This window comes from Pseudodesulfovibrio sp. zrk46 (assembly GCF_012516435.1).
Classification (GTDB): domain Bacteria; phylum Desulfobacterota; class Desulfovibrionia; order Desulfovibrionales; family Desulfovibrionaceae; genus Pseudodesulfovibrio.
The window spans coordinates 449,274-468,187 of sequence record NZ_CP051216.1 but is presented as its reverse complement, the minus strand read 5'-3'; the positions used below and the strand labels follow the sequence as shown (position 1 = coordinate 468,187).

Below are 18,914 nucleotides of genomic sequence, written 5' to 3'. Positions count from 1 at the left end.
GACATGTTAGGGCAATCAATAGACTCTGTCCACAATGTAGCGCGCCAAATCGGCAAGGAATTGCTGATTCTCGCCATCATATTCGCCGATTCGCTCCACTGCTTCAGCAATATATTCGGCTGCGAGTTCTTTGCTCTTTTCCAGACCGATCAGCGAAGGGTAGGTGGACTTGCCCATCTCTTCATCGCTGCCCGCAGGCTTGCCGAGAGTCTCGGTGTCACTGACCACATCGAGGACGTCGTCCACGATCTGGAACGCCACACCGATAGCCTTGCCAAATTCACGTGCGTTTTCGATATGTTCGTCGTCTGCCCCGGACAGGATGGCGCCACATTCACAGGCGGCAGTAATGAGCGCCCCGGTCTTCATGGCATGCATCTCGCGAAGTTCTTCCAAAGGCACGTTGTCGCGGCCAGTGAATTCCATATCTACGGTCTGACCTCCCACCATACCGCCAGCACCAGAGGCTGCGGCCAGCACGGCGATGGCGCGGAGTACGCGATCTGCCGGAAGGCCGTTGACGGTGGAAGTCTCGCACATGAGGCCGAAGGCTTCAGTCAGGAGGCCGTCGCCAGCCAGAATGGCCGTGGCTTCGTCAAACTGCTTGTGGTTGGACGGCTTGCCGCGACGCAGGTCGTCATCGTCCATGGCGGGCAGATCGTCGTGGATCAGGGAGTAGGTGTGGATGCATTCCAGACTGGCCGCAAAGGGCATGACCGCGTCGACATTGCCGCCAAGCATTTCTGCCCAAGCCAGCGTCAACACGGGACGGAGCCGCTTTCCGCCCGCCAGCAGGGAATAATCCATGGAGGCGCGGAGGCGTTCCGGTATGCCGCGGTCGTCGAGGCTGGTCGTGAGAAATTTTTCCACCACGGCGGCGCGTTGGCCGAGGCGTTCCTTGATGCCGAGGTTAGTCATTGTCGGCTCCCATGTTGTCCAGGGCCTCGAATTCCTTGATCAACCCTTCGGATACAATCTTGACCTCGTGGCGGGCACCTTCCAACTGTTTGCCGCATGCCTTGGCCAGCTCCAGTCCTTCCTTGTACAGGGCCACGCCCTCTTCCAGAGGCAGGTCGCCGCGCTCCAGCTTGTCCACGATGGACTTGAGCCGTTCCAGTCTGCTTTCAAATGTTTCTTTCGCCATTATATCACCTTGTCAGTTGGTCTTTGCCTTATGTAGCGGATTCCCAATGCCGACTCCAGAGGAACTTGCCTCTAAAATTCTAGCCCATGAACGTTTCAAAGCCCTCGGCACATTTGGTCGGTTGAAATTCCATGACATCGTAATCGGCCACGCCCTCCTGGTGAAACGGGTCTTCCGCTATTATTGCGCGCACTTCTTCGATGCTCTCGGCCCGACAGAGGATGACGCCGCCAATGCGGGGATTCTTGCGACCCGAGACAATGAAATTGCCTGAGGCATAGTATTTTTCAAGGAATGCGATATGTCGTTCCAAACAGGCGTCTACTGCCTCGAGGGATTGTACATAGGTAAGCGATATCAAGAACATGAGTAATCCATTTTGAGTAGGAGGATGTGAAAGGGGAAGCCTATGCTCTGGCGGTCCAGTATCGACGGGGATACCAGATGCTGAAAGCCATCAAACCAATGATGACCGGCCAGTCCAGTCCGGCGCGGAGCGTGAGGTATGCCTCCACCGGCATGGTGTTGAGGGAAATCCATTTGAACACGCCTTTGAGCACGTATGCGCCGCCCCATACCAGACTCAAACGGAGCCAGAGGGGGCGATAGTGCGGGCCGTTGCGGATACTCTCCGGAAAGGCATTCTTTCCGGACATCTGCTCGGCAAGCACCTGAATGAGCGGTCGCCGTGTGAGCATGGAAACCATGAACACGCCTCCCACGACCCAGTCCGATACAATGGGCGACAGGAGAAACCAGTCGGGATTTTTCGTTACGAGCAACCCGGCCAGCTCGGATACGGCATAGGCCGCACCGATGCCGGAAGCGCCGTCAAATTCTTTTTCCTTCAGGAGAAACCAGGCCATGACGCCAATGCCCCACAGGGACGCGAGAAGCGCTCCGGCCAAGGCATGATCCAGCTTCCGACCTACATAATATATCAATGTTGGGGCAACGGCCCCAAGCAGGATTCGGTTTACTGGAGTGTACGCCATGTTGGTCTCCTACTGGATCATTCCGTCAATGCGGTTGTCCACCAGCGGTTCCGGATCGATGACTTCACCATTGGCGAACACCGACAGATGCAGATGGGCGCCGGTTACACGTCCTGTTGCCCCGGAAAGACCGATGGTCTGACCTGCTTGTACAAAGTCACCTTCTTTCACCTTGAGCTTGGACATATGGCAGTACAGGGAAATCAGTCCGTTGCCGTGGTCGATAAAGGCGCAGTTCCCGGCAAAATAAAAATGTCCCGTCAGGATAACGGAACCCGCTGCGATGGAGTAAAGGGGAGTTCCCTTCCATGCGCGAAAATCGAGCCCGGTGTGCCGACGTTTGGCTTCGCCGTTGAACACGCGATACAAGCCGAAGCGACTAAGCATTATTCCCTTGGTGGGTCGAGAAAAGGGCAGGGTCCAATAGCGTTCTGGAGATTGAGTCGCCAGCGCCGCTTTGATGAGCTCCTTCTCCTTGGCAATGCGGTCCAGCACTTCTTGTGGAGGAGTTACCATCTTGGGAGGAACGGACAGTGTCTCGCTTTGATATTTTACCGGCACGATGGGCAGCGTCTTGCTGAACTTGCGGAAGTGTCCCCACAGAACCGCGGAGACTTCCAGCGTGTCTTCACCTGCGTCGGCACGGAGGTCCGTACCCAGAATGAGGGTGGAGTGGTAATAGTAGTCCTCGCCTTCCACCTGCGGCTTCAGCGTTTTGCCACGCCATTTCACTGTCAGGTCGTCCAGCGGATAGCGGGAGGATATTTTTACAAAAAAGGGCTGGCCGATGCCCACTTCGTCCGGGCATTCGATGTCCACCATGTCGGCAGCCATCGCATTGTTCGCGGCAGAGAGCAGTAGCAAAAAGAGGGTAGCCGCCAGAAATCTGGACAGCGTAGAGAAGGGATCGCGATTCATGATTTAATCAAAGGTAAGTTATTTCAACATGCTGTCAGCAGTGTTTTTGAATAAAGGCTCCGGGTCTACCAGCTTGCCCAATACAGAAACAGAGAAGTGGAGGTGGGGGCCGGTGGCACGACCGGATTGGCCGGAGAGGCCGATGGCCTGACCTCGTTTAACGGTGTCGCCCTCTTTCACGATGGGCTTGGACATGTGGAAGTACATGGAGACAACGCCGTTGCCGTGGTCGATGTAGATGGAATTCCCTGCGTAATAATGATCTCCCACGAGGATGACGACGCCGTCTGCCGTGGACTTGACCGGGTTGCCCATGGGAGAGCGGAAGTCGAGGCCGCGGTGCGGGTTTTTGGGCTTGCCGTTGAGGATGCGCTGCAATCCATACAGGCTGGTGATCTTGCCTTCAACCGGGCGTTCAAAGGGCAGTCGCCATTTGCGCATGGGGCTTACCGTGCCTTTGGCCTTGGAGGTCTCGGCGCGGTCCGCCTTGATCTTGTCATATACATCGGTGGGCGGCGTCACCATCTTGGTGGGCAGGCTCAGTTCCTGCTTGGGGTAGCTGACCGGCGTGATCTGCACGGTGCGGCGAAAGGTGTTCTCCTTGCCGTCGATGGAGGCGATGACCGACAATTCTTCTTTGCCAGCCTTCACATTCAGCACATCGGTGCCGAGCATTGCCAGCGCCACGTGACGGTTGTTCCAGACGGAAATGGAGGGCTCCACTTCCTTGCCTTCCCAGAAGATGGCCACGGTCTCCAGCGGTTGGTCCGAGGTCAGTCGGACCAGGAACGGCTGACCGGCACCTACGCGGCCCGGTGCGGCCAATACGAGGGCGGACCCCGTGTTGGCAGGAGCGGCCTGCGCTTCGGCAGCCTGTGCCTCGGCAGGCATGGCGAGCATGACGTCGTCGCCTTCTTCGAGACCAAAATCCTGAGCGGGGACCGAGGTGGGAACCATGGGCAGGGTGAAGATTGTTACCAGAAATATGAGGAGAAAGAGCCGTTTCATCATCACTCCCGTGCGTCGTTGTTATCGTCTGTGACAACGGCCCCGATGCGGCCGTCCTTTACCCTGATATCAAGTGCATCGCCTGCCGTCACCTCTTTCGGGTCACGGAGGAACTCACCTGTCCGTTCGATGCGTACCAGCGAGTAGCCTCGTTCCAGCGGCGCTTCCGGATTGAGCCCGGTGAGGGCGGTCTGCGCCAGCTCCAGATCACGCGTGCGGTTATCGGTAAGCCGCTCCATGGCCTGCTTCATGCGCTCTGTCAGATTGGCCACAGCTGCACCCTCGGCGTCAACAGCGCGTGTGCCGAAAGCCCGCTCCAGCCGTTCTGTGGCGGCTTTGGTGTCCATCTGCTTGTCGTGCAGGAGGTCGTGCCCGGCATCGTCGAGGCGGTTCAGCAGGTCGTGGAAGCGGTCTTCCATACGCTCCAGTTTGCGCTCAGGTGAGAGCCACACAAGCGCCTTGCGCAGATGTTCGAAGGCTGCCCCCTTGCCGAGCAACCAGTTGGCGTAGGCACGGTTCATGGCCATGTCCACGTCGTCGAGTTGCTGGGCCAGCAGTTCCCGGCGGGGCCATAACTCTTGCGCCACATGGCTCGGCGTGGCCGCGCGCTTGTCTGCCACGAAGTCGGCGATGGATACGTCAGGCTCGTGCCCCACACCGGTAATGACCGGCAGGCGAGCCCGGAAAATGGCATCTGCCACAGGCTCGGTGTTGAAGGCCCATAAATCTTCCAGTGATCCGCCGCCCCGGATGAGCACAGCCACATCGGCCCAGTCGTCAGCGTCTGCCTGATCCAGTGCCGCTGCAATGTTTGCAGGAGCCAGGTCGCCCTGAACGAGGGAAGGGTAAATTCGAATCTCCGAACCGGTTCCGCGGGTGTTGGCTATGCGCAGGAAATCCCGCACTGCTGCACCCGAAGGCGAAGTGATGACAGCGACTCGCATGGGATTGCTCGGGATGGCAATCTTGCGGTCTTCGTCGAAGTAGCCTTTTTCGGAGAGCTTCTTCTTGAGGGCTTCAAAGGCCACGGCCAGATCGCCCACGCCCTGATCCTGCACCAGTTCGGCCACCAGTTGATACTGGCCGCGTGGTTCGTACACGTTGAGGCGGCCAGCGCAGAGCACTTCCATGCCGTCTTCGATACCCGCGCCCGACAGTGCCGTGGGCGTGGTGTCGTCTTCCTCAATCTCCCCGGTCAGGGGATTGATGCGGTCCTCGCCTTTGCTGACGGGCTTGGCCGACATCTGGGAGGACTTGAACCAGACCACGGACAGGGCGGCATTGCCGTCGGTCAAGGTAAAGTAGATATGCCCACTGGCCGGGCGGGCGAGGTTGGACACCTCTCCTCGTACCCAGACAAAGGGAAACTCCGCTTCCAGCAGGTTCTTTACTGAGCGGGTGAGTTCCGAAACGGTGAAAATGGCGGACATGGTACTCCGTGATGTTATTCCGCTGCGATGGCTGCACCGGCGCCGATCATGATCGAGCCTGCGGTGCGGTTCAGGATTTTCCAGGTGCGGGTGGAGCGCATTGCCTCACGGCCCTTGGCTGCCAGCCATGCGTAGGTGGCGAGCACCGTGAACACCGTGGGAATGATGATGGCCACGACCATGGCGATGTCCGTGGTGGTCAGCTCCGGCATGTGCAGGAAACCCGGCAGGAAGCCACAGTAGAACACGATCACCTTGGGGTTGCCAAGGGTGACGCACAGACCGGCAAGAAAGCTGCGCCCCGTATGAGGTTCGGAGACAGAGGCAGTGTTTTGTTCGGACGGGGGTTTTGCCATCCACGCCTTTACGCCGAGGTAAACGAGGTAGGCTGCGCCTGCCCATTTCAGGAGGGCGAACCACGGACCGATCTGGGAGGCGACCCAACCCATTCCGAACAGGGCTGTGAGCAGATAACAGAGGTCGCCGCACGCGAGTCCGGCGGCAAATCCGGCGCCAGTCTTGAAGCCGCGTGTCAGCGACTGGGCCACGAGTGCGGATACTCCCGGTCCGGGAATGCTGGCAAATATTGCTGTTGCGATGAAAAGGGCGATGCCGCTTTCAATAGTCATTTCTCTCTCCTTCCGGTTGTTCTCCGGCAATAGGGTGCATACCACTCACCAAGCGGGTCATTCAATAGAAAAAGCCCGGCGCGGATAGTTCCGCGCCGGGCTGGCGATCATAATTAATGATATGGAACTACTTCAGGTAGCTGTCCAGAACCTTCTGATGAGTACCATTAGCCTTAATGGTGTCGAGGGCCTTCTGGAATTCTGCGATCACAGCATCAGGAACGCTCTTGTTGAAGGCGTAGTAGAGGCCGCCGCTCTTCAGAACGTAGGCAACTTCGTAGTCACCGGTGTTCATGCCGGCATTCTTGATCTGGTACATGGTGGAGGTCTGCTCGTAAGCGACTGCATCGATGCGGTCGTGGGCGAGCTTCTTCAGGTTGGACTCCATCTTTGCAGTGATGTCCATGTTGCCTTTGCCAACACCATTGGACTCCAGCATCTGCATGCCGATGTCGTCACGGATAACGCCGTACTTGTACTTGGTCAGGTCTGCAGGGGATCCAATGGAGACCTTACCCTTCTTGGCGATGACAGAGATGTTGGTCTCGATGAAGGGACCGACCCACTTGAACAGGGGCTTACGGGCATCGGTCAGGGTCATGGCGAACAGACAGGTGTTCGCTTCTTCCTGCACGCGCTTGTAACCCTGAGCCCAAGGGAGAACCTTGAAGTCGGCTGCGGATTTGGAAGAGCCCATTTCCTTGAGCATGGCAGAGAGCAAGTCTACGGAAATACCGGTGACTTTGCTGCCATCATCGTAGTTGAAGGGGGGGTACTGCTCAGTCATGTAGTTGATGCTGTCTGCGCCAGACGCCATGGCCATGGTGCCAAGGCCCAAAGTCAGAACAAGAACCACCGCCAATGCAAGAATCTTTTTCATTGTTTTGTCTCTCCTCTCACATGTTGTTGTTCACGCGTGCCGGTCTCCCGGAACTACCTCTTCAATTTAGCGATGAGATTCTCAAGATCGGTAACGAGAGTCTTCATGTCTCCTACCTCTTGTGAAGCGAGGTCCATACCTCGCGTGGTCTCATCGGTAATAGCATTGATTTCACCCACACTGCGGGCGATTTCGTCACTGGTTGCGGACTGCTCTTCAGCAGCAGTCGCGATGGAGGCGATCCTCGCGGAAGTGCCTTCCACGAGAGTAAGAATGACTTCCAGAGCCTTGCCGGAGTCGTTGGCAAGATCGGTTGCCTTGGTGACCACTTCGTCGGCTTCTCTGGTGGTTGCGGCGCTGCGTTCTGCGCCGGAACGGATGCCGCCAATGGATTCCTCCACTTCTTTGGTGGCGTCCATTGTCTTTTCTGCGAGTTTTCTGACCTCATCGGCAACAACGGCAAAGCCGCGGCCAGCTTCGCCTGCGCGGGCGGCTTCAATGGCAGCGTTCAAGGCCAGCAGGTTGGTCTGGTCTGCGATGTCAGTGATGACGCCGAGAATCTTGCCGGTGTCATGCGCCTGATTATTGAGCTCTTCCATGTTGGTCATGAGGTAATCGGTCTTGGTCTTTACCAGCTCGATGGCGTCCACTGCCTGGCGGACAATCTCTTCGCCTTCTCGTGCCTTCTGACGAGCTTCTTCGGCCTGCGACGAAGTCTCTCCAGCGTTGCGGGCTACTTCGAGGACGGTGGCATTCATTTGTTCCATGGCCGTGGCGGTTTCCGCTGCACGGACGGACTGAGCCTGCGCCCCGTCATGTGTTTCATCGATTTTTACGCCGATCTGATGGGCTGCATCCGTGATTCGGGAGACGATGGTTTCAAGCGTTCTGGCAGCTTCGGTCATGCCTTCACTGCGTGCCATCTCAGCCTGATTGCGTGCTTCTTCAGCCAATGTCGCAGCTTCTTTCGTGAGTCGAGTCTGCTCTTCGGCTTCTTCCTGTTTATCTTGAACTTCGCTGATCTTCTCGCCAAGGGTGCAAACCATGCTTTCCATGGCATCTTTGAGAAGCAGTAATTCATCGGTGTATCGACCTGAATCAATGGTGCAGGTCAGGTCGCCCGAACCGACGCGAGAAGCAAAGGACTGAATGCGGCTCAAAGGACCCATGACAAAACGACGAATGAAAAATGCAAGGACAAGGACGATGGCCAAGTCGATGGCCACTGTTTTGATCACAATGGAATAGACCGATTTGGTCAACGCTTCCTTCATGAATTTTTCAGTCATGAGCAGGCGCACAGTGCCGATCGATTTGCCTTCACGCGTGACTGCGGATTCGACTTCGATAAACTCGCCTTCGATTACCTTGTCTGTTTGGACCGGGTTCCAGTCCTCGTCGCGGGTCATTGCGGCAAAAATCTTTTCTCCACCCTCTTCAAAGACGATGACGCCGTGGATGATGTCTTCCTTCATCTCTGTTTTCAAAGTGGAAAAAGCCAGATCCGTGTCAAAATCCCACATAGGGGTGACAAGGTTCTGTCCAAGACGTGCAGAAATGGCGTTTCCAAGCCCCGTCATTTCATCTGTCATGAACTTTTTGCTGGAAACGTACTCATAGACACCAAACCCCGTCAGGATGGTTGTAACAGCAGTTACAATGACGAGAAGTATCTTTAGTTCAAGGCCTCCTCTCATCTTTTTCGGCTCCGGTGTTGTTGGTGTCTGTTCGTCTGTTCTCTTTGAATTGGTCTCTTTTTTTGTAGTCATAACCGCCAACAGTGTAAAAAATGCTCCCCATGGAATGCTTGAGAAGAATGTTCATCAAACACTTATTCCAAACGGTTATTTGTTGGTCTTTTTCACGTTTGTCAAATAGTAATCGTATTTTTCTTTCAAAAAGTATAATTAATACAATTATGTAAATATGCACTGACAATATTGTCGACTCATGATTGTGTCAGTGTATTCAGCTTGTTAAGTATGGTTGACGACAAGTTGATGAGCCTATTGGTGCATGACGCCTTTTTTCAAAAAAGAAAAGGGTCCAGCAATACTGCCAGACCCTTTTGGGTGATGATATTATATTCAGCCGATGGGCTGAAAAAATCTTAATCGAGTTCCAGTCCCCATTTGGACCAAATCTCTTTGCGCCATGCAGAGAATGCTTCAGCAAAGCCGTCGAGGGGGAGTTCGGTCTTCTCGCCGGACTTGCGATCCTTGGCTTCGATGATGCCATTCTTGAGGCCTTTGCCACCCAGTACGAGCTGCATGGGGTAACCGATGAGGTCGGCCTCGGCGAACTTGACGCCGGGGCGTTCCTTGCGGTCGTCGTAGGCGGCGTCCACACCGAGTTTCATGATCTCGGCGTACAGCTCTTCTGCCTTGTCGGCTACGTCCTGATCCTTGCCGCCCAGGGAAATGAGGGCAACCTCGAAGGGAGCGATGGAGGGCGGGAAGCAGCAGCCGTTCTCGTCGTGATTCTGCTCGATGGCAGAGGCCACGATGCGGGAAACGCCGATGCCGTAGCAACCCATGACCATGGGCTTGGCCTTGCCGTTCTCATCAAGGAAGGTGGCTTCCATCTTTTCGGAGTACTTGAGGCCGAGCTTGAAGACGTGGCCGACTTCGATGCCCTTGGTGAACTCGATCTCCGCGCCGCACTCAGGACAGGGATCAGTAGGCTCGATGACGCGCAGGTCGTCGAACTTGGTGACTTTGCAGTCGCGACCAAGGGAGAGGTGCTTCACGTGGGTGTCGCCCTTGTTGGCGCCAGCGACCCAGTCGGTGCCGAGGCAAAGCTCGCGGTCGGCGTAGATGGGAACATCCTTGTCCAGACCGGCAGGACCGGCAAAACCAACCGGAGCGCCGGTGACCTTCTTGACGGTCTCTTCGTCAGCCAGCTCGATGTCATTTCCGCCAACGAGGTTGCGCAGCTTGACGTCGTTGATCTCGCGGTCGCCGCGAACGAGGGCGGCAACAGGCTCGCCGTCGATGATGAAGAGCAGGGTCTTGACCAGCTTGCTGGGCTTGATGTTCAGGAATTCGCAGACCTCTTCCACGGTGTGTGCACCGGGGGTGTCCACTTCTTCCATGGCCGGGATGTTGGTCTCGTCGCAGTGGCAGACGCCTTCAGGCAGGCGGACCTTGGCTTTTTCGAGGTTTGCGCCGAAGTCGCAGGACTTACAGGAGGCGATGGTGTCTTCGCCGGTATCGGCCAGCACCATGAACTCGTGGGAGAAGTCGCCGCCGATCTGGCCGGAGTCGGCCTGAACAGGCTTGAAGCGCAGGCCGATGCGGGAGAAGGCTGCCTTGTAGGCTTCGAACATTTCGAAGTAGGACTTCTCTGCACCTTCCTCGTCCTTGTCGAAGGAGTAGGCGTCTTTCATGATGAACTCGCGGCCGCGCATCAGGCCGAAGCGGGGGCGGATCTCGTCGCGAAATTTGGTCTGAATCTGGTAGAGATTGACCGGAAGCTGCTTGTAGGACTTGATCTCGCCGCGCACAAGGTCAGTGATGACTTCTTCGTGGGTGGGGCCGAGGCAGTAGTTGCGGCCGTGACGGTCATTGAGACGGAGCAGCTCCTTGCCATAGAAGTCCCAGCGGCCGGTCTCTTCCCAGAGGTCGGCGGGCTGAACCATGGGCAGCAGCACTTCCATGGCTCCGGCGCGGTCCATTTCCTCGCGGACGATCTGGGAGACCTTGTTGATGGAGCGGAGGCCGAGCGGCAGGTAGTTGTAAATGCCGCTGGTGAGCTTGCGGATCATGCCCGCGCGCATCAGCAGTTTGTGGGACATGACCTCGGCATCGGCCGGATCTTCCTTCAGGGTAGGAATGTAGTACTTCGAAAGACGCATTAGTTATTTTCTCCTTTCTTCCAAGAAAAGTTCTATCTCTTTCATGAATTCGGGCAGCAGGTTCTCGTCGCCCTTGACCTTGCGGACGACTTCGCCCTTTTTGAAAATGATGCCCAGTCCGCGGCCTCCGGCAATGCCGATGTCCGCTTCCTTGGCCTCGCCCGGGCCGTTCACCACGCAGCCCATGACGGCTACGGTAAAAACCTCTTCCACGCCACGGAGTGCATCCTCGACCTTTTCCGCCAGCTCGATGAGATGAATCTCCGTGCGCCCACAGGTGGGGCAGGAGATGATCTCCGGGCCGCGTTCGCGCAGTCCCAGAGAGCGGAGGATTTCGTAGCACACGCCGATCTCGGCAACCGGGTCGTGGGTCAGGGACACGCGCATGGTGTCGCCGATACCCTCGGCCAGCAGAATGCCGAGGCCCACAGAGGATTTGACCGCGCCGCGCACCAGTGTGCCGGCTTCGGTGATGCCGATGTGGAGCGGATAGTCGATCTGCTCGGACATGAGGCGATATGCAGCGATGGTGTTCAGGACCGATGAGGTCTTGAGCGAAATTTTGATGTCGTGGAAGCCGCGTTTTTCCAGCATGCGGATGTGGCGCAGGCCTGATTCGACCATGGCTTCCGGAGTTGGGCCGCCGAATTCCTTCAGCAGATCTTTCTCAAGTGATCCGCCGTTGACGCCGATACGAATAGGTGCGCCGTGAGCCTTGGCTGCCTGTACTACGCTGTCCACTTTGGATTCGTCCCCGATATTGCCGGGGTTGATGCGCAGGCCGTCGATGCCTGCTTCCAGCGCGGCCAGTGCCAGTCGGTGGTCGAAATGGATGTCCGCAATGAGCGGCACCGGGGATTGGCTCTTGATCTGGTCAAGGGCTGCTGCGGCCTTGTCGTCAGGCACGGCCACGCGCACGATCTCGCAGCCGGCTTCAGCCAGCTGGTTGATCTGGGCGACCGTGGAGAGCACGTCGCGGGTGTCGGTGTTGCACATGGATTGCACGCGAACGGGGTTGTCCCCGCCGATGCCCACGCCGCCGACGCTGATGGGTCTTGTTTGCTTTCGCTGCATAGGGTGTGGGACTTTACGTCATTTCGTCCTGCAAGCCAAGTGGCGGATAGGGGGACGAATTTTCTTCTTTAGTTATAATTGAAGTGGTTAAAATAGGTATTTATCATTTGAGAAAAATAACGTGGCAATGTGGATTAACCTGGAGGTTTAACCATGCATCTCGACATACGTGCGAAGATTCTTCTTTCGTTTCTTGTTTCTCTTATTCTCTTGTGCGCAGCTATTCTTGGCGTCAGTCTGACCTCAATTCACGATGATTCGCTGAAATACAGCACCTCTTCGTCTGCCGGACAGCTCAAGCATATTGACGGCACCATTTCCATGTACCTGAAGGAAGCGGTGAACAATACGGTCATGATGGCCGAGGACCCGCGGGTCAAGCGGGTGGACGAAATCCTGACCAACTATCTGGACCCCAACAAGAAGTATCCCACCAACGATACGTTGCCCGATGACGTGTTGGGAGCAGAGATAAGAGTGCTCTACAAGATGATCCTCCGCTCTCATTCGAGCTACAAGGACTGTTACATCGGCACCAGTAATGGTGCATTCATCATCGGCGGCGACGACCCGTTGCCTGCGGGATATGATCCGCGCCAGCGCCCCTGGTATCAGGAAGCCACAGCCAATGCTTCGCAGGGCATTGTCTCCAAGGCATATACGTCTACTACCGGTGAGGCCATGATCTCCACAGCCAAGGCTGTGCAGGGCAGCGGCAAGATTCTCGGTGTAGCCGCCATGGATATCTCCTTGGCTCAGCTGACCAAGCTCATCGAAGAGGTCCGCATCGGCGAGACCGGTTATGTCGTCATGATTCAGGATGACGGCGTTATCATCGCCGATCCCATGAACAAGGATAACAACTTCAAGAACGTCAATGATCTGGAAAAGAGCTACGGCGACGTCTTCCGCATGGATAGCGGTTCCATGAATGTGAACATCGGCGGCGTAGACTATATGGCGGTGGTCTACACCTCTCCCTTCCTCAAGTGGAAGTTCGTAGCACTGGTGCAGATGGCCGAGATCATGTCTCCGGTGTGGGATAATGCCATCATGACCAGCGGTCTTTCCTTGCTGGCTCTGATTCTGGTTGCCATCGTCATCTGGTGGTACATGAACGGTCTGATCATCAACCCCATGGCTCGCATCGTGGGTATCCTGAATCAGGCGGCGGGCGGTGACTACACTGCCCGTATGGATGTGAACCGCAACGACTCCGTGGGTAACATCTACCGCGCCTACAACTCCATGGCCGACAAGGTCTCGGAAGTCGTTGGTCAGGTGGTGGACGGCAGCAGTCGTGTCTCCGCCGGTAGTGAAGAGCTCTCCGCCACTTCGCATGAGCTGGCCGAGGGAGCCAACAATCAGGCCTCCTCACTGGAAGAGGTCTCCTCCTCCATGGAAGAGATGGCTTCCAATATTCAGAACAATGCAGAGAACGCCCGTGAAACCGAGCGCATCTCTTCCAAGGCGGCTGAGAACGCCAAGATCGGTGGCACTGCAGTGGCCGAGACCGTTTCCGCCATGCAGGAGATCGCCGATAAAATCTCCATCGTTGAGGAAATCGCACGCCAGACCAACCTGCTGGCCCTGAACGCGGCCATCGAGGCGGCACGCGCTGGCGAACACGGCAAGGGATTTGCCGTTGTCGCAGCCGAGGTCCGCAAGTTGGCAGAGCGTTCCGGACAGGCCGCTGCCGAGATCAGCGAACTCTCTTCCACCAGCGTGGAAGTCGCCAACAAGGCGGGCGATATGCTCAAGGAAATGGTCCCGGACATCGAAAAGACCGCAGAACTCATTCAGGAGATTACGGTCTCCAGTGGCGAGCAGACCACTGGTGCGCACCAGATCAACGAAGCGTTGCAGCAGCTTGATATCGTGGTGCAGCAGAACTCCGCCGCATCCGAAGAGATGGCCTCGACCTCCACAGATCTGGCCCATCAGGCACATGGTCTGCAACAGATCATCTCCTTCTTCCAGGTGAGTGGCGGTGGTGCTCCCCGCTCCGGCCCGGTCCGGCAGGTGAGGGTTGCCAAGCCCAAGCCGCAGGCTGCCAAGCAGTTGCCGCAGGCGGCCCCCAAGGCGTCGCAAGCTGGTGTTGCCCTCGATATGGGCGGAGACGACGATGGTGACTTCGAGCGTTTCTAGAAATCGAACAATAATAGCACTTATGGCGGTGGTCATGCTCCTGCTTCTTGCAGGGCGGGCCACCGCCTTTGAATTTTCCGAGGTCAGTTCAGCTTCACCGGAAGTCCTGCAATGCATGGAGGAGAAGTTGGAGTCGGAGACCATGGACTATGTCCGCAATGGAAGTCGGCCAAAGAAGAAGAGTGTCCGCAAAGAGATCAAAACGGCATACGAGTCCTGTTTGACCGATACGGACAAGCCTGCTGATGTCGTTGCCTACGATGGCCCCTTGTTTGATGCCATGAGCCAGATTGACGAGACCGTGAATATGAATGAGGCAATGGATCAGGTTCGCGCCGCAGGTGTATCCAAGCTGGCATTGTTCGCCCGGAGTCGAAAGAAGTTGCACCAGAATGAACGGTCTGTTCTGACGCTGGCAAGGAAGAATCCGGATTTGATCGTACTGGGCGCCCCCAAATATTTTCAACTGTCAGGCGATGTTACTGACGACTACATCAGTGCGACTGTGTCCGGTATCAAGAAGCACGGGTACAAGTTTATCGGTGAACTGTTGTATACCCATGGCGACAAGCAAACCGGCAAGCAATATTCGGCAGGGGAGCGGTACGTGGACCCGTCGCAACCGGGTACAACGAAGTTGCTCAAGGCCGTAGCTCCGCTCAATATCCCGTTCATGGCCCATTGGGAACCGTATACACCAGAGCGCGATTTTCCCAAATTCCATGCTTTGTATTCTGCTTGGCCTGACCAGATATTTCTATTGCCGCACATGGGCTTTGCCTCGGTCGATCAGCTCGACGAGTTCATGAGCCGGCATCCGAATCTGTATCTTCTTACGTCTAAGAAGGAACGGTACATGGGCGACTTTGCTGATCCCGAGAAGCAGAAGGCAATTGGTTCGTCCATGTTGGATGGTGAAAAGTTGCGTCCGGAATGGAAAGAGTTGTTGATCAAGTATCAGGATCGCATTTTATTTGCGTCGGACCCGCACATGCGCAAACTGTGGGCGAAGTACCGCAAGGTCGTAAACAGTCAACGTCTGATTCTCGGGCAGTTGCCAAGGAAGGCAGCCGAAAGGATTGCCTACCGGAATGCCGAAAGAATGTATGGCGTGAAGATCGATCAGAAGCGCATCAAGCATTAAAAAAAGGCTGCCGTCAGAGGACGGCAGCCTTTTTACTGTCAAATTCGAATAGCCTAGCGGCCGCAGCACTTCTTGTACTTTTTGCCGGAGCCACAGGGACAGGGCTCGTTGCGGCCGACTTTCTTTTCCTTGCGGACCGGAGGACCGGAGACCATGTGGCCGTCCACGTAGCGCCAGTGGTCGTCGATCTTCTTGAACTCGGCGCGCTCGCGGTGGGAGAGAGCTTCGCCGTCGATGGCATAGTTGGCAGTGAATTCGACGATACCGGCTTCGTCTCCTTCTTCGCCAGCCCACTTGTCGTGGATCTCGAGGCCGAGCCATTCGGCTTTCTCAGCCCAGTCTTTGACCGAGGCGTCGTCATGGCCATCCAGGGCTTCAGGAGCCAGGGAGGTCTTGAGGTAGTCCAGCTCCTGATTGACGTAGGCAGAGTAGCGGGAGCGCATCAGCGCTTCGGCGGTCGGTGCGGGTTTTTCTCCAGAGATGATGGGGAGGCAGCACTCGACGGATTCTTTACCGGAACCACAAGGGCAAGGCTTGGTCATTGTAATATCCTCATAAGGCCTCAAGCGGCCGTTGGTTTTCGTTGATTGAGATAGCTCAACTATAAGGAAAGCGGAGTGCCTGTCAATTGCGGGATTACTAGTTGGGATGCCGCTGCGCTGCGATGGTCGGGTGATTTCGCCTCCGACGGTCAAGGACTCGCGCCCTTGGATCCCACTTTTGCGCCTTCGGCGCGGACTAGCTTTGCGGCGACAGCCGCAGATGGGATTCTTAAGGCCCTCGGCCTTAAGCCGGGGCGCTGTCAGCTCTTAGCGAGTCTTCGAGCTTTAGATATGACGACAGCAGAGATAGGGCGGGAAGCCCTGCTTGTTTATACAAAACGGAGGCCGCAGGCTGACCTCAAAACCTGATTTTCCTTCTCTCCTTGCCCTGTCTCCTCACTCATGGCACGGTGCGCTCCATGATTCGCATTACGGAAACCTGCATCATCCCGTATGAAGAGATACGGTTCATCACATCCCGAAGCTCCGGCCCGGGCGGTCAACATGTGAACACGGCGGACACTCGCGTGACGCTGCTTTTCAACGTGGACAAAAGTAGCGCCTTGTCGCAACTGCAAAAAGTGGCGGTGAAAGGGAAATTGCGCCGCCGTATCGACAAGCGGGGCGTGCTCCGGGTGACATCGCAGAGATTCCGTAGCCAGAAATCCAATAAGGATAGCGCCATTGAACGGTTCGTAGAGTTGATGCAATGGGCGCTGAAACCGGTGACGGTGCGCAAGGAAACGCGTGTGCCCAAGTCGGCCAAACGGAAACGTCTGGATCGCAAGAAAAGAACAGCCGAGCGTAAGAAACAACGCAAGATGCCGAACTTGAACGGCGAATATTAGCCTGGCGCCGTTGGCGCGCAACCTAATTTATTTTTTGATAAGCCCGAGATCGTCGAGGGCGATATACAACTCGCGGCTGACCCATGCGTCGGTAGCAGCGTAGTTGACCTGTTGCGGTGTGAGCTTTTCCTTGGACCAGTTGGAACACTGGGCGGACTTGGAAATGCGGAAGCCGAGCAGGTTGGCGGCCATGTTGCGCAGCCCGTGGGTCTGCAGCTTGGCCTTGGCCGTGATGTCGGAGAGATCGACAAAGTTGGCTGGTTTGAAGTTGGCCAGTCGTTGCAGGCCGATGATGTCGTCGCGGACGGCCACGCCGGTCTTGACCACGGAGGGATCGGCCAGCAGATCGCAGATGCCGTTGCAGAGCTTCAGAATATTTATCTGAAAAACGTAGGCGCGTTCAGCGGTGGCAAGCTGGATAAGAGAGGGCGGACCCGGTTTGCGGCCCTTTTTGAAGACTGGACGGGTCTCGGTATCGAAGCCGAGTAGCGGCTCCCCTTCCATCTCCTTGAGAGCCATGGTGCGCTGTTTTTCAGTGCGCACAACAGTAATAGGCCCCTCGTAACGTCGAAGGGGCATCTCATTAATATCGGCTTTCGAAAAAGCGCGGAGATATTTGTCGGGTATGCTGGCAGCCTTGGTCATTTGATACAAAAAATAGCTTTTTCGGGATATACATCCCGTGGAAGTGACGGATGGTTGAATATTTTATACCTGTTAGTCAAGTCCGACGTGAAAAAAAGCGAAATGGACGTTTGAAAATATCCATTTCGCAGAGGTTAATTGCTGTTCTGGGGAAACTTGCTGGATTCACATGGTGCCCGGTAGTTTCTCCACCAGTAATTGCCGTTGCATTGTTCATTGGGTGCGTTGAGTGTATTGCCAGTGCTGACACGGTTAGACTGGAACTGGGCTATGGCTGCCGCATCGATGGCGTCGGCCACAGCTTTCAGGTCCGGTGAGCCGGTCTGGAGGTCGGTTAACTGCCGGTTTGCCTCAGCCGCGATGGTGCGCTGCATGGGGTACGACTTGATGAACTTTTCCAGCCACGAGGTGGTTTCGTCCTTGTTGCCGAGGCGTGCATAGGACAGGGCCGTGAAGAGATACGTCTCCATGATGGTGTCGTCCTTGTACTGGGCCTTGGCCATGACTTTGATGCATTCCTGATAGCGACCTGCATGGTACATGCTGATGCCCGTCATGGTCAGGTTGGACGGGAACATGACGGTGCGGCTTGGCGGATATTCTTTCAGTGCCTTGGCAAAGGCGTCCGCGCTGGTGGCGAAATATTCGTTTGCCTTGTCGTAGCGTTTGAAGCTGTATGCAGACCATGCGCGTTCAAAGTTCTTTTGTCCGACGCGCACGGATTGCCAGGCAAAGGCCGGGTGTGCGGCGAGGACAGCGGTTGCAATGATCAGGGCAGCGATGGCTATGTTTCTTGTCTTCATATCGATACCTCGTGGTTAGGGCATATATGCACGGGCAATGCGGAACAGGTCGTCATAGGAGTGTTTGTCACGGATGCCGAGGGCCAGTTCCGTGGCCATGTCCATCTTGCGCGCGGTTTCGCGCAACGTATTATCCCGCATGCTCATGAGATGATGGTCCAGAAAGTCGGCCTCAAAATTGTCGATGGCCAACGAGACGCCCTCTGCAAAAAAACGCGAATTGAAGTAGGGCAGAAATTTTTCCAGCGTCTGCTTGCCCTCTCGACGGGCATACATGGAGAAGAACAGCAGCTTGACCAGCAGGCGGTCTACCTGGATTTTGTGATCTACGGAAAGCAGGATGTCGAGCTTGACGCCTTTGGGCTTGATGGCGTCGAACATGGCGGTGGCCATGTCCATGGCCTTGGATTCGCCAATGGGCGGGACAGAGAACTTGGAGTCCATGCGAACCAGCGTGACGTGCGGGTTCTCGCCGGCGGCAATGGCATAGGCGGCCACGCGCATGAGGTCGATCTTGCGGGTATAGTCCTCAATGAGGGTTTCCTTCTTGACCCCGGCCAGCCGGCGGACCATGTTGCGTGACAGCGGCGTGTATACTGTTTCCAGCAGGTGAAGGATGAAAGGTTCGTCCGTGTGGGCGATCTCTTCATCGATGATGGAGCGGCCTTTTTTGGCGTCCAGAATTTTTTTGACGGACAGCCAATAGGCGGCCAGCCCCTCAAAGGGCATTTCGAGAATGTCGAGTTCCTGCGGTTTTTCCATATCCATTTGGTCCGAGCCTTGACGTTGAATCCAAAAAGGCACACCTTGTGTCGGACGCAGCATACCTTAATTTCAAACGAAAACAAAG

Annotated in this window: 19 protein-coding genes; 3 read left to right on the top strand and 16 right to left on the bottom strand. The window is 56.1% G+C overall.

From position 1 onward, the window contains the following. Positions 1–15: 15 nt before the first annotated feature. From HFN16_RS02140 to ispG, 12 genes are all read right to left on the bottom strand, one after another. Positions 16–918 (bottom strand): polyprenyl synthetase family protein, encoded by a 903-nt coding sequence (locus HFN16_RS02140; protein ID WP_168889135.1) that lies wholly within the window; start codon positions 916–918, stop codon positions 16–18. Further along, positions 911–1,144, bottom strand: coding sequence for an exodeoxyribonuclease VII small subunit (gene xseB, locus HFN16_RS02135; RefSeq protein WP_168889134.1), 234 nt, complete (start codon positions 1,142–1,144; stop codon positions 911–913). Before xseB ends, HFN16_RS02140 begins: the two co-directional genes overlap by 8 nt. A gap of 79 nt (positions 1,145–1,223) precedes the next feature. Then, positions 1,224–1,511 (bottom strand): YciI family protein, encoded by a 288-nt coding sequence (locus HFN16_RS02130; RefSeq protein WP_168889133.1) that lies wholly within the window; start codon positions 1,509–1,511, stop codon positions 1,224–1,226. Between the two features lie 40 nt (positions 1,512–1,551). After that, positions 1,552–2,139 carry a VC0807 family protein gene (locus HFN16_RS02125; protein WP_168889132.1) on the bottom strand — a complete coding sequence of 196 codons (588 nt, stop codon included), beginning with the start codon at positions 2,137–2,139 and terminating at the stop codon, positions 1,552–1,554. 9 nt (positions 2,140–2,148) lie between these two features. Continuing rightward, positions 2,149–3,057: a M23 family metallopeptidase gene (locus HFN16_RS02120; protein WP_168889131.1), complete on the bottom strand. Its 909-nt coding sequence runs from the start codon at positions 3,055–3,057 to the stop codon at positions 2,149–2,151. 18 nt (positions 3,058–3,075) lie between these two features. Further along, positions 3,076–4,065, bottom strand: a complete 990-nt coding sequence (locus HFN16_RS02115) for a M23 family metallopeptidase (RefSeq protein ID WP_168889130.1) — start codon at positions 4,063–4,065, stop codon at positions 3,076–3,078. A 2-nt stretch (positions 4,066–4,067) separates the two neighbouring features. Further along, positions 4,068–5,495, bottom strand: a complete 1,428-nt coding sequence (gene xseA / locus HFN16_RS02110; protein WP_168889129.1) for an exodeoxyribonuclease VII large subunit — start codon at positions 5,493–5,495, stop codon at positions 4,068–4,070. A gap of 14 nt (positions 5,496–5,509) precedes the next feature. Beyond that, entirely contained in the window at positions 5,510–6,124 is a 615-nt protein-coding gene (locus tag HFN16_RS02105) for a LysE family translocator (RefSeq protein ID WP_168889128.1), read from the bottom strand. A gap of 127 nt (positions 6,125–6,251) precedes the next feature. Then, positions 6,252–7,004 (bottom strand): transporter substrate-binding domain-containing protein, encoded by a 753-nt coding sequence (locus tag HFN16_RS02100; protein WP_168889127.1) that lies wholly within the window; start codon positions 7,002–7,004, stop codon positions 6,252–6,254. A gap of 53 nt (positions 7,005–7,057) precedes the next feature. Continuing rightward, the gene (locus HFN16_RS02095; protein WP_168889126.1) at positions 7,058–8,701 is read right to left on the bottom strand and encodes a methyl-accepting chemotaxis protein; all 1,644 of its coding nucleotides are present in this window, start codon (positions 8,699–8,701) and stop codon (positions 7,058–7,060) included. 413 nt (positions 8,702–9,114) lie between these two features. Then, positions 9,115–10,860 (bottom strand): proline--tRNA ligase, encoded by a 1,746-nt coding sequence (locus HFN16_RS02090; protein WP_168889125.1) that lies wholly within the window; start codon positions 10,858–10,860, stop codon positions 9,115–9,117. 3 nt (positions 10,861–10,863) lie between these two features. After that, positions 10,864–11,934: a flavodoxin-dependent (E)-4-hydroxy-3-methylbut-2-enyl-diphosphate synthase gene (ispG, locus tag HFN16_RS02085; protein ID WP_168889124.1), complete on the bottom strand. Its 1,071-nt coding sequence runs from the start codon at positions 11,932–11,934 to the stop codon at positions 10,864–10,866. Between the two features lie 153 nt (positions 11,935–12,087). Between ispG and HFN16_RS18845 the strand changes: the two genes are divergently transcribed. Both HFN16_RS18845 and HFN16_RS02075 read left to right on the top strand, forming a co-directional pair. Then, positions 12,088–14,082 carry a methyl-accepting chemotaxis protein gene (locus tag HFN16_RS18845; protein WP_247648411.1) on the top strand — a complete coding sequence of 665 codons (1,995 nt, stop codon included), beginning with the start codon at positions 12,088–12,090 and terminating at the stop codon, positions 14,080–14,082. Positions 14,083–14,116: 34 nt separating this feature from the next. Next, positions 14,117–15,226 (top strand): amidohydrolase family protein, encoded by a 1,110-nt coding sequence (locus HFN16_RS02075; RefSeq protein ID WP_168889123.1) that lies wholly within the window; start codon positions 14,117–14,119, stop codon positions 15,224–15,226. Between the two features lie 53 nt (positions 15,227–15,279). On the opposite strand, the gene HFN16_RS02070 is transcribed toward HFN16_RS02075, so the two are convergent. Then, positions 15,280–15,768, bottom strand: a complete 489-nt coding sequence (locus tag HFN16_RS02070; protein ID WP_168889122.1) for a YchJ family protein — start codon at positions 15,766–15,768, stop codon at positions 15,280–15,282. A gap of 419 nt (positions 15,769–16,187) precedes the next feature. Here HFN16_RS02070 and arfB point away from each other — a divergent pair, with 419 nt between their 5' ends. Then, positions 16,188–16,616, top strand: a complete 429-nt coding sequence (gene arfB, locus HFN16_RS02065) for an alternative ribosome rescue aminoacyl-tRNA hydrolase ArfB (protein ID WP_168889121.1) — start codon at positions 16,188–16,190, stop codon at positions 16,614–16,616. Between the two features lie 27 nt (positions 16,617–16,643). On the opposite strand, the gene HFN16_RS02060 is transcribed toward arfB, so the two are convergent. The 3 genes from HFN16_RS02060 to HFN16_RS02050 form a co-directional block, all read right to left on the bottom strand. Continuing rightward, positions 16,644–17,261: a 3'-5' exonuclease gene (locus HFN16_RS02060; protein WP_168892231.1), complete on the bottom strand. Its 618-nt coding sequence runs from the start codon at positions 17,259–17,261 to the stop codon at positions 16,644–16,646. Positions 17,262–17,395: 134 nt separating this feature from the next. After that, the gene (locus HFN16_RS02055) at positions 17,396–18,064 is read right to left on the bottom strand and encodes a tetratricopeptide repeat protein (RefSeq protein ID WP_168889120.1); all 669 of its coding nucleotides are present in this window, start codon (positions 18,062–18,064) and stop codon (positions 17,396–17,398) included. Between the two features lie 15 nt (positions 18,065–18,079). Continuing rightward, positions 18,080–18,832, bottom strand: a complete 753-nt coding sequence (locus HFN16_RS02050; RefSeq protein WP_247648410.1) for a hypothetical protein — start codon at positions 18,830–18,832, stop codon at positions 18,080–18,082. Between the last annotated feature and the right edge of the window lie 82 nt (positions 18,833–18,914).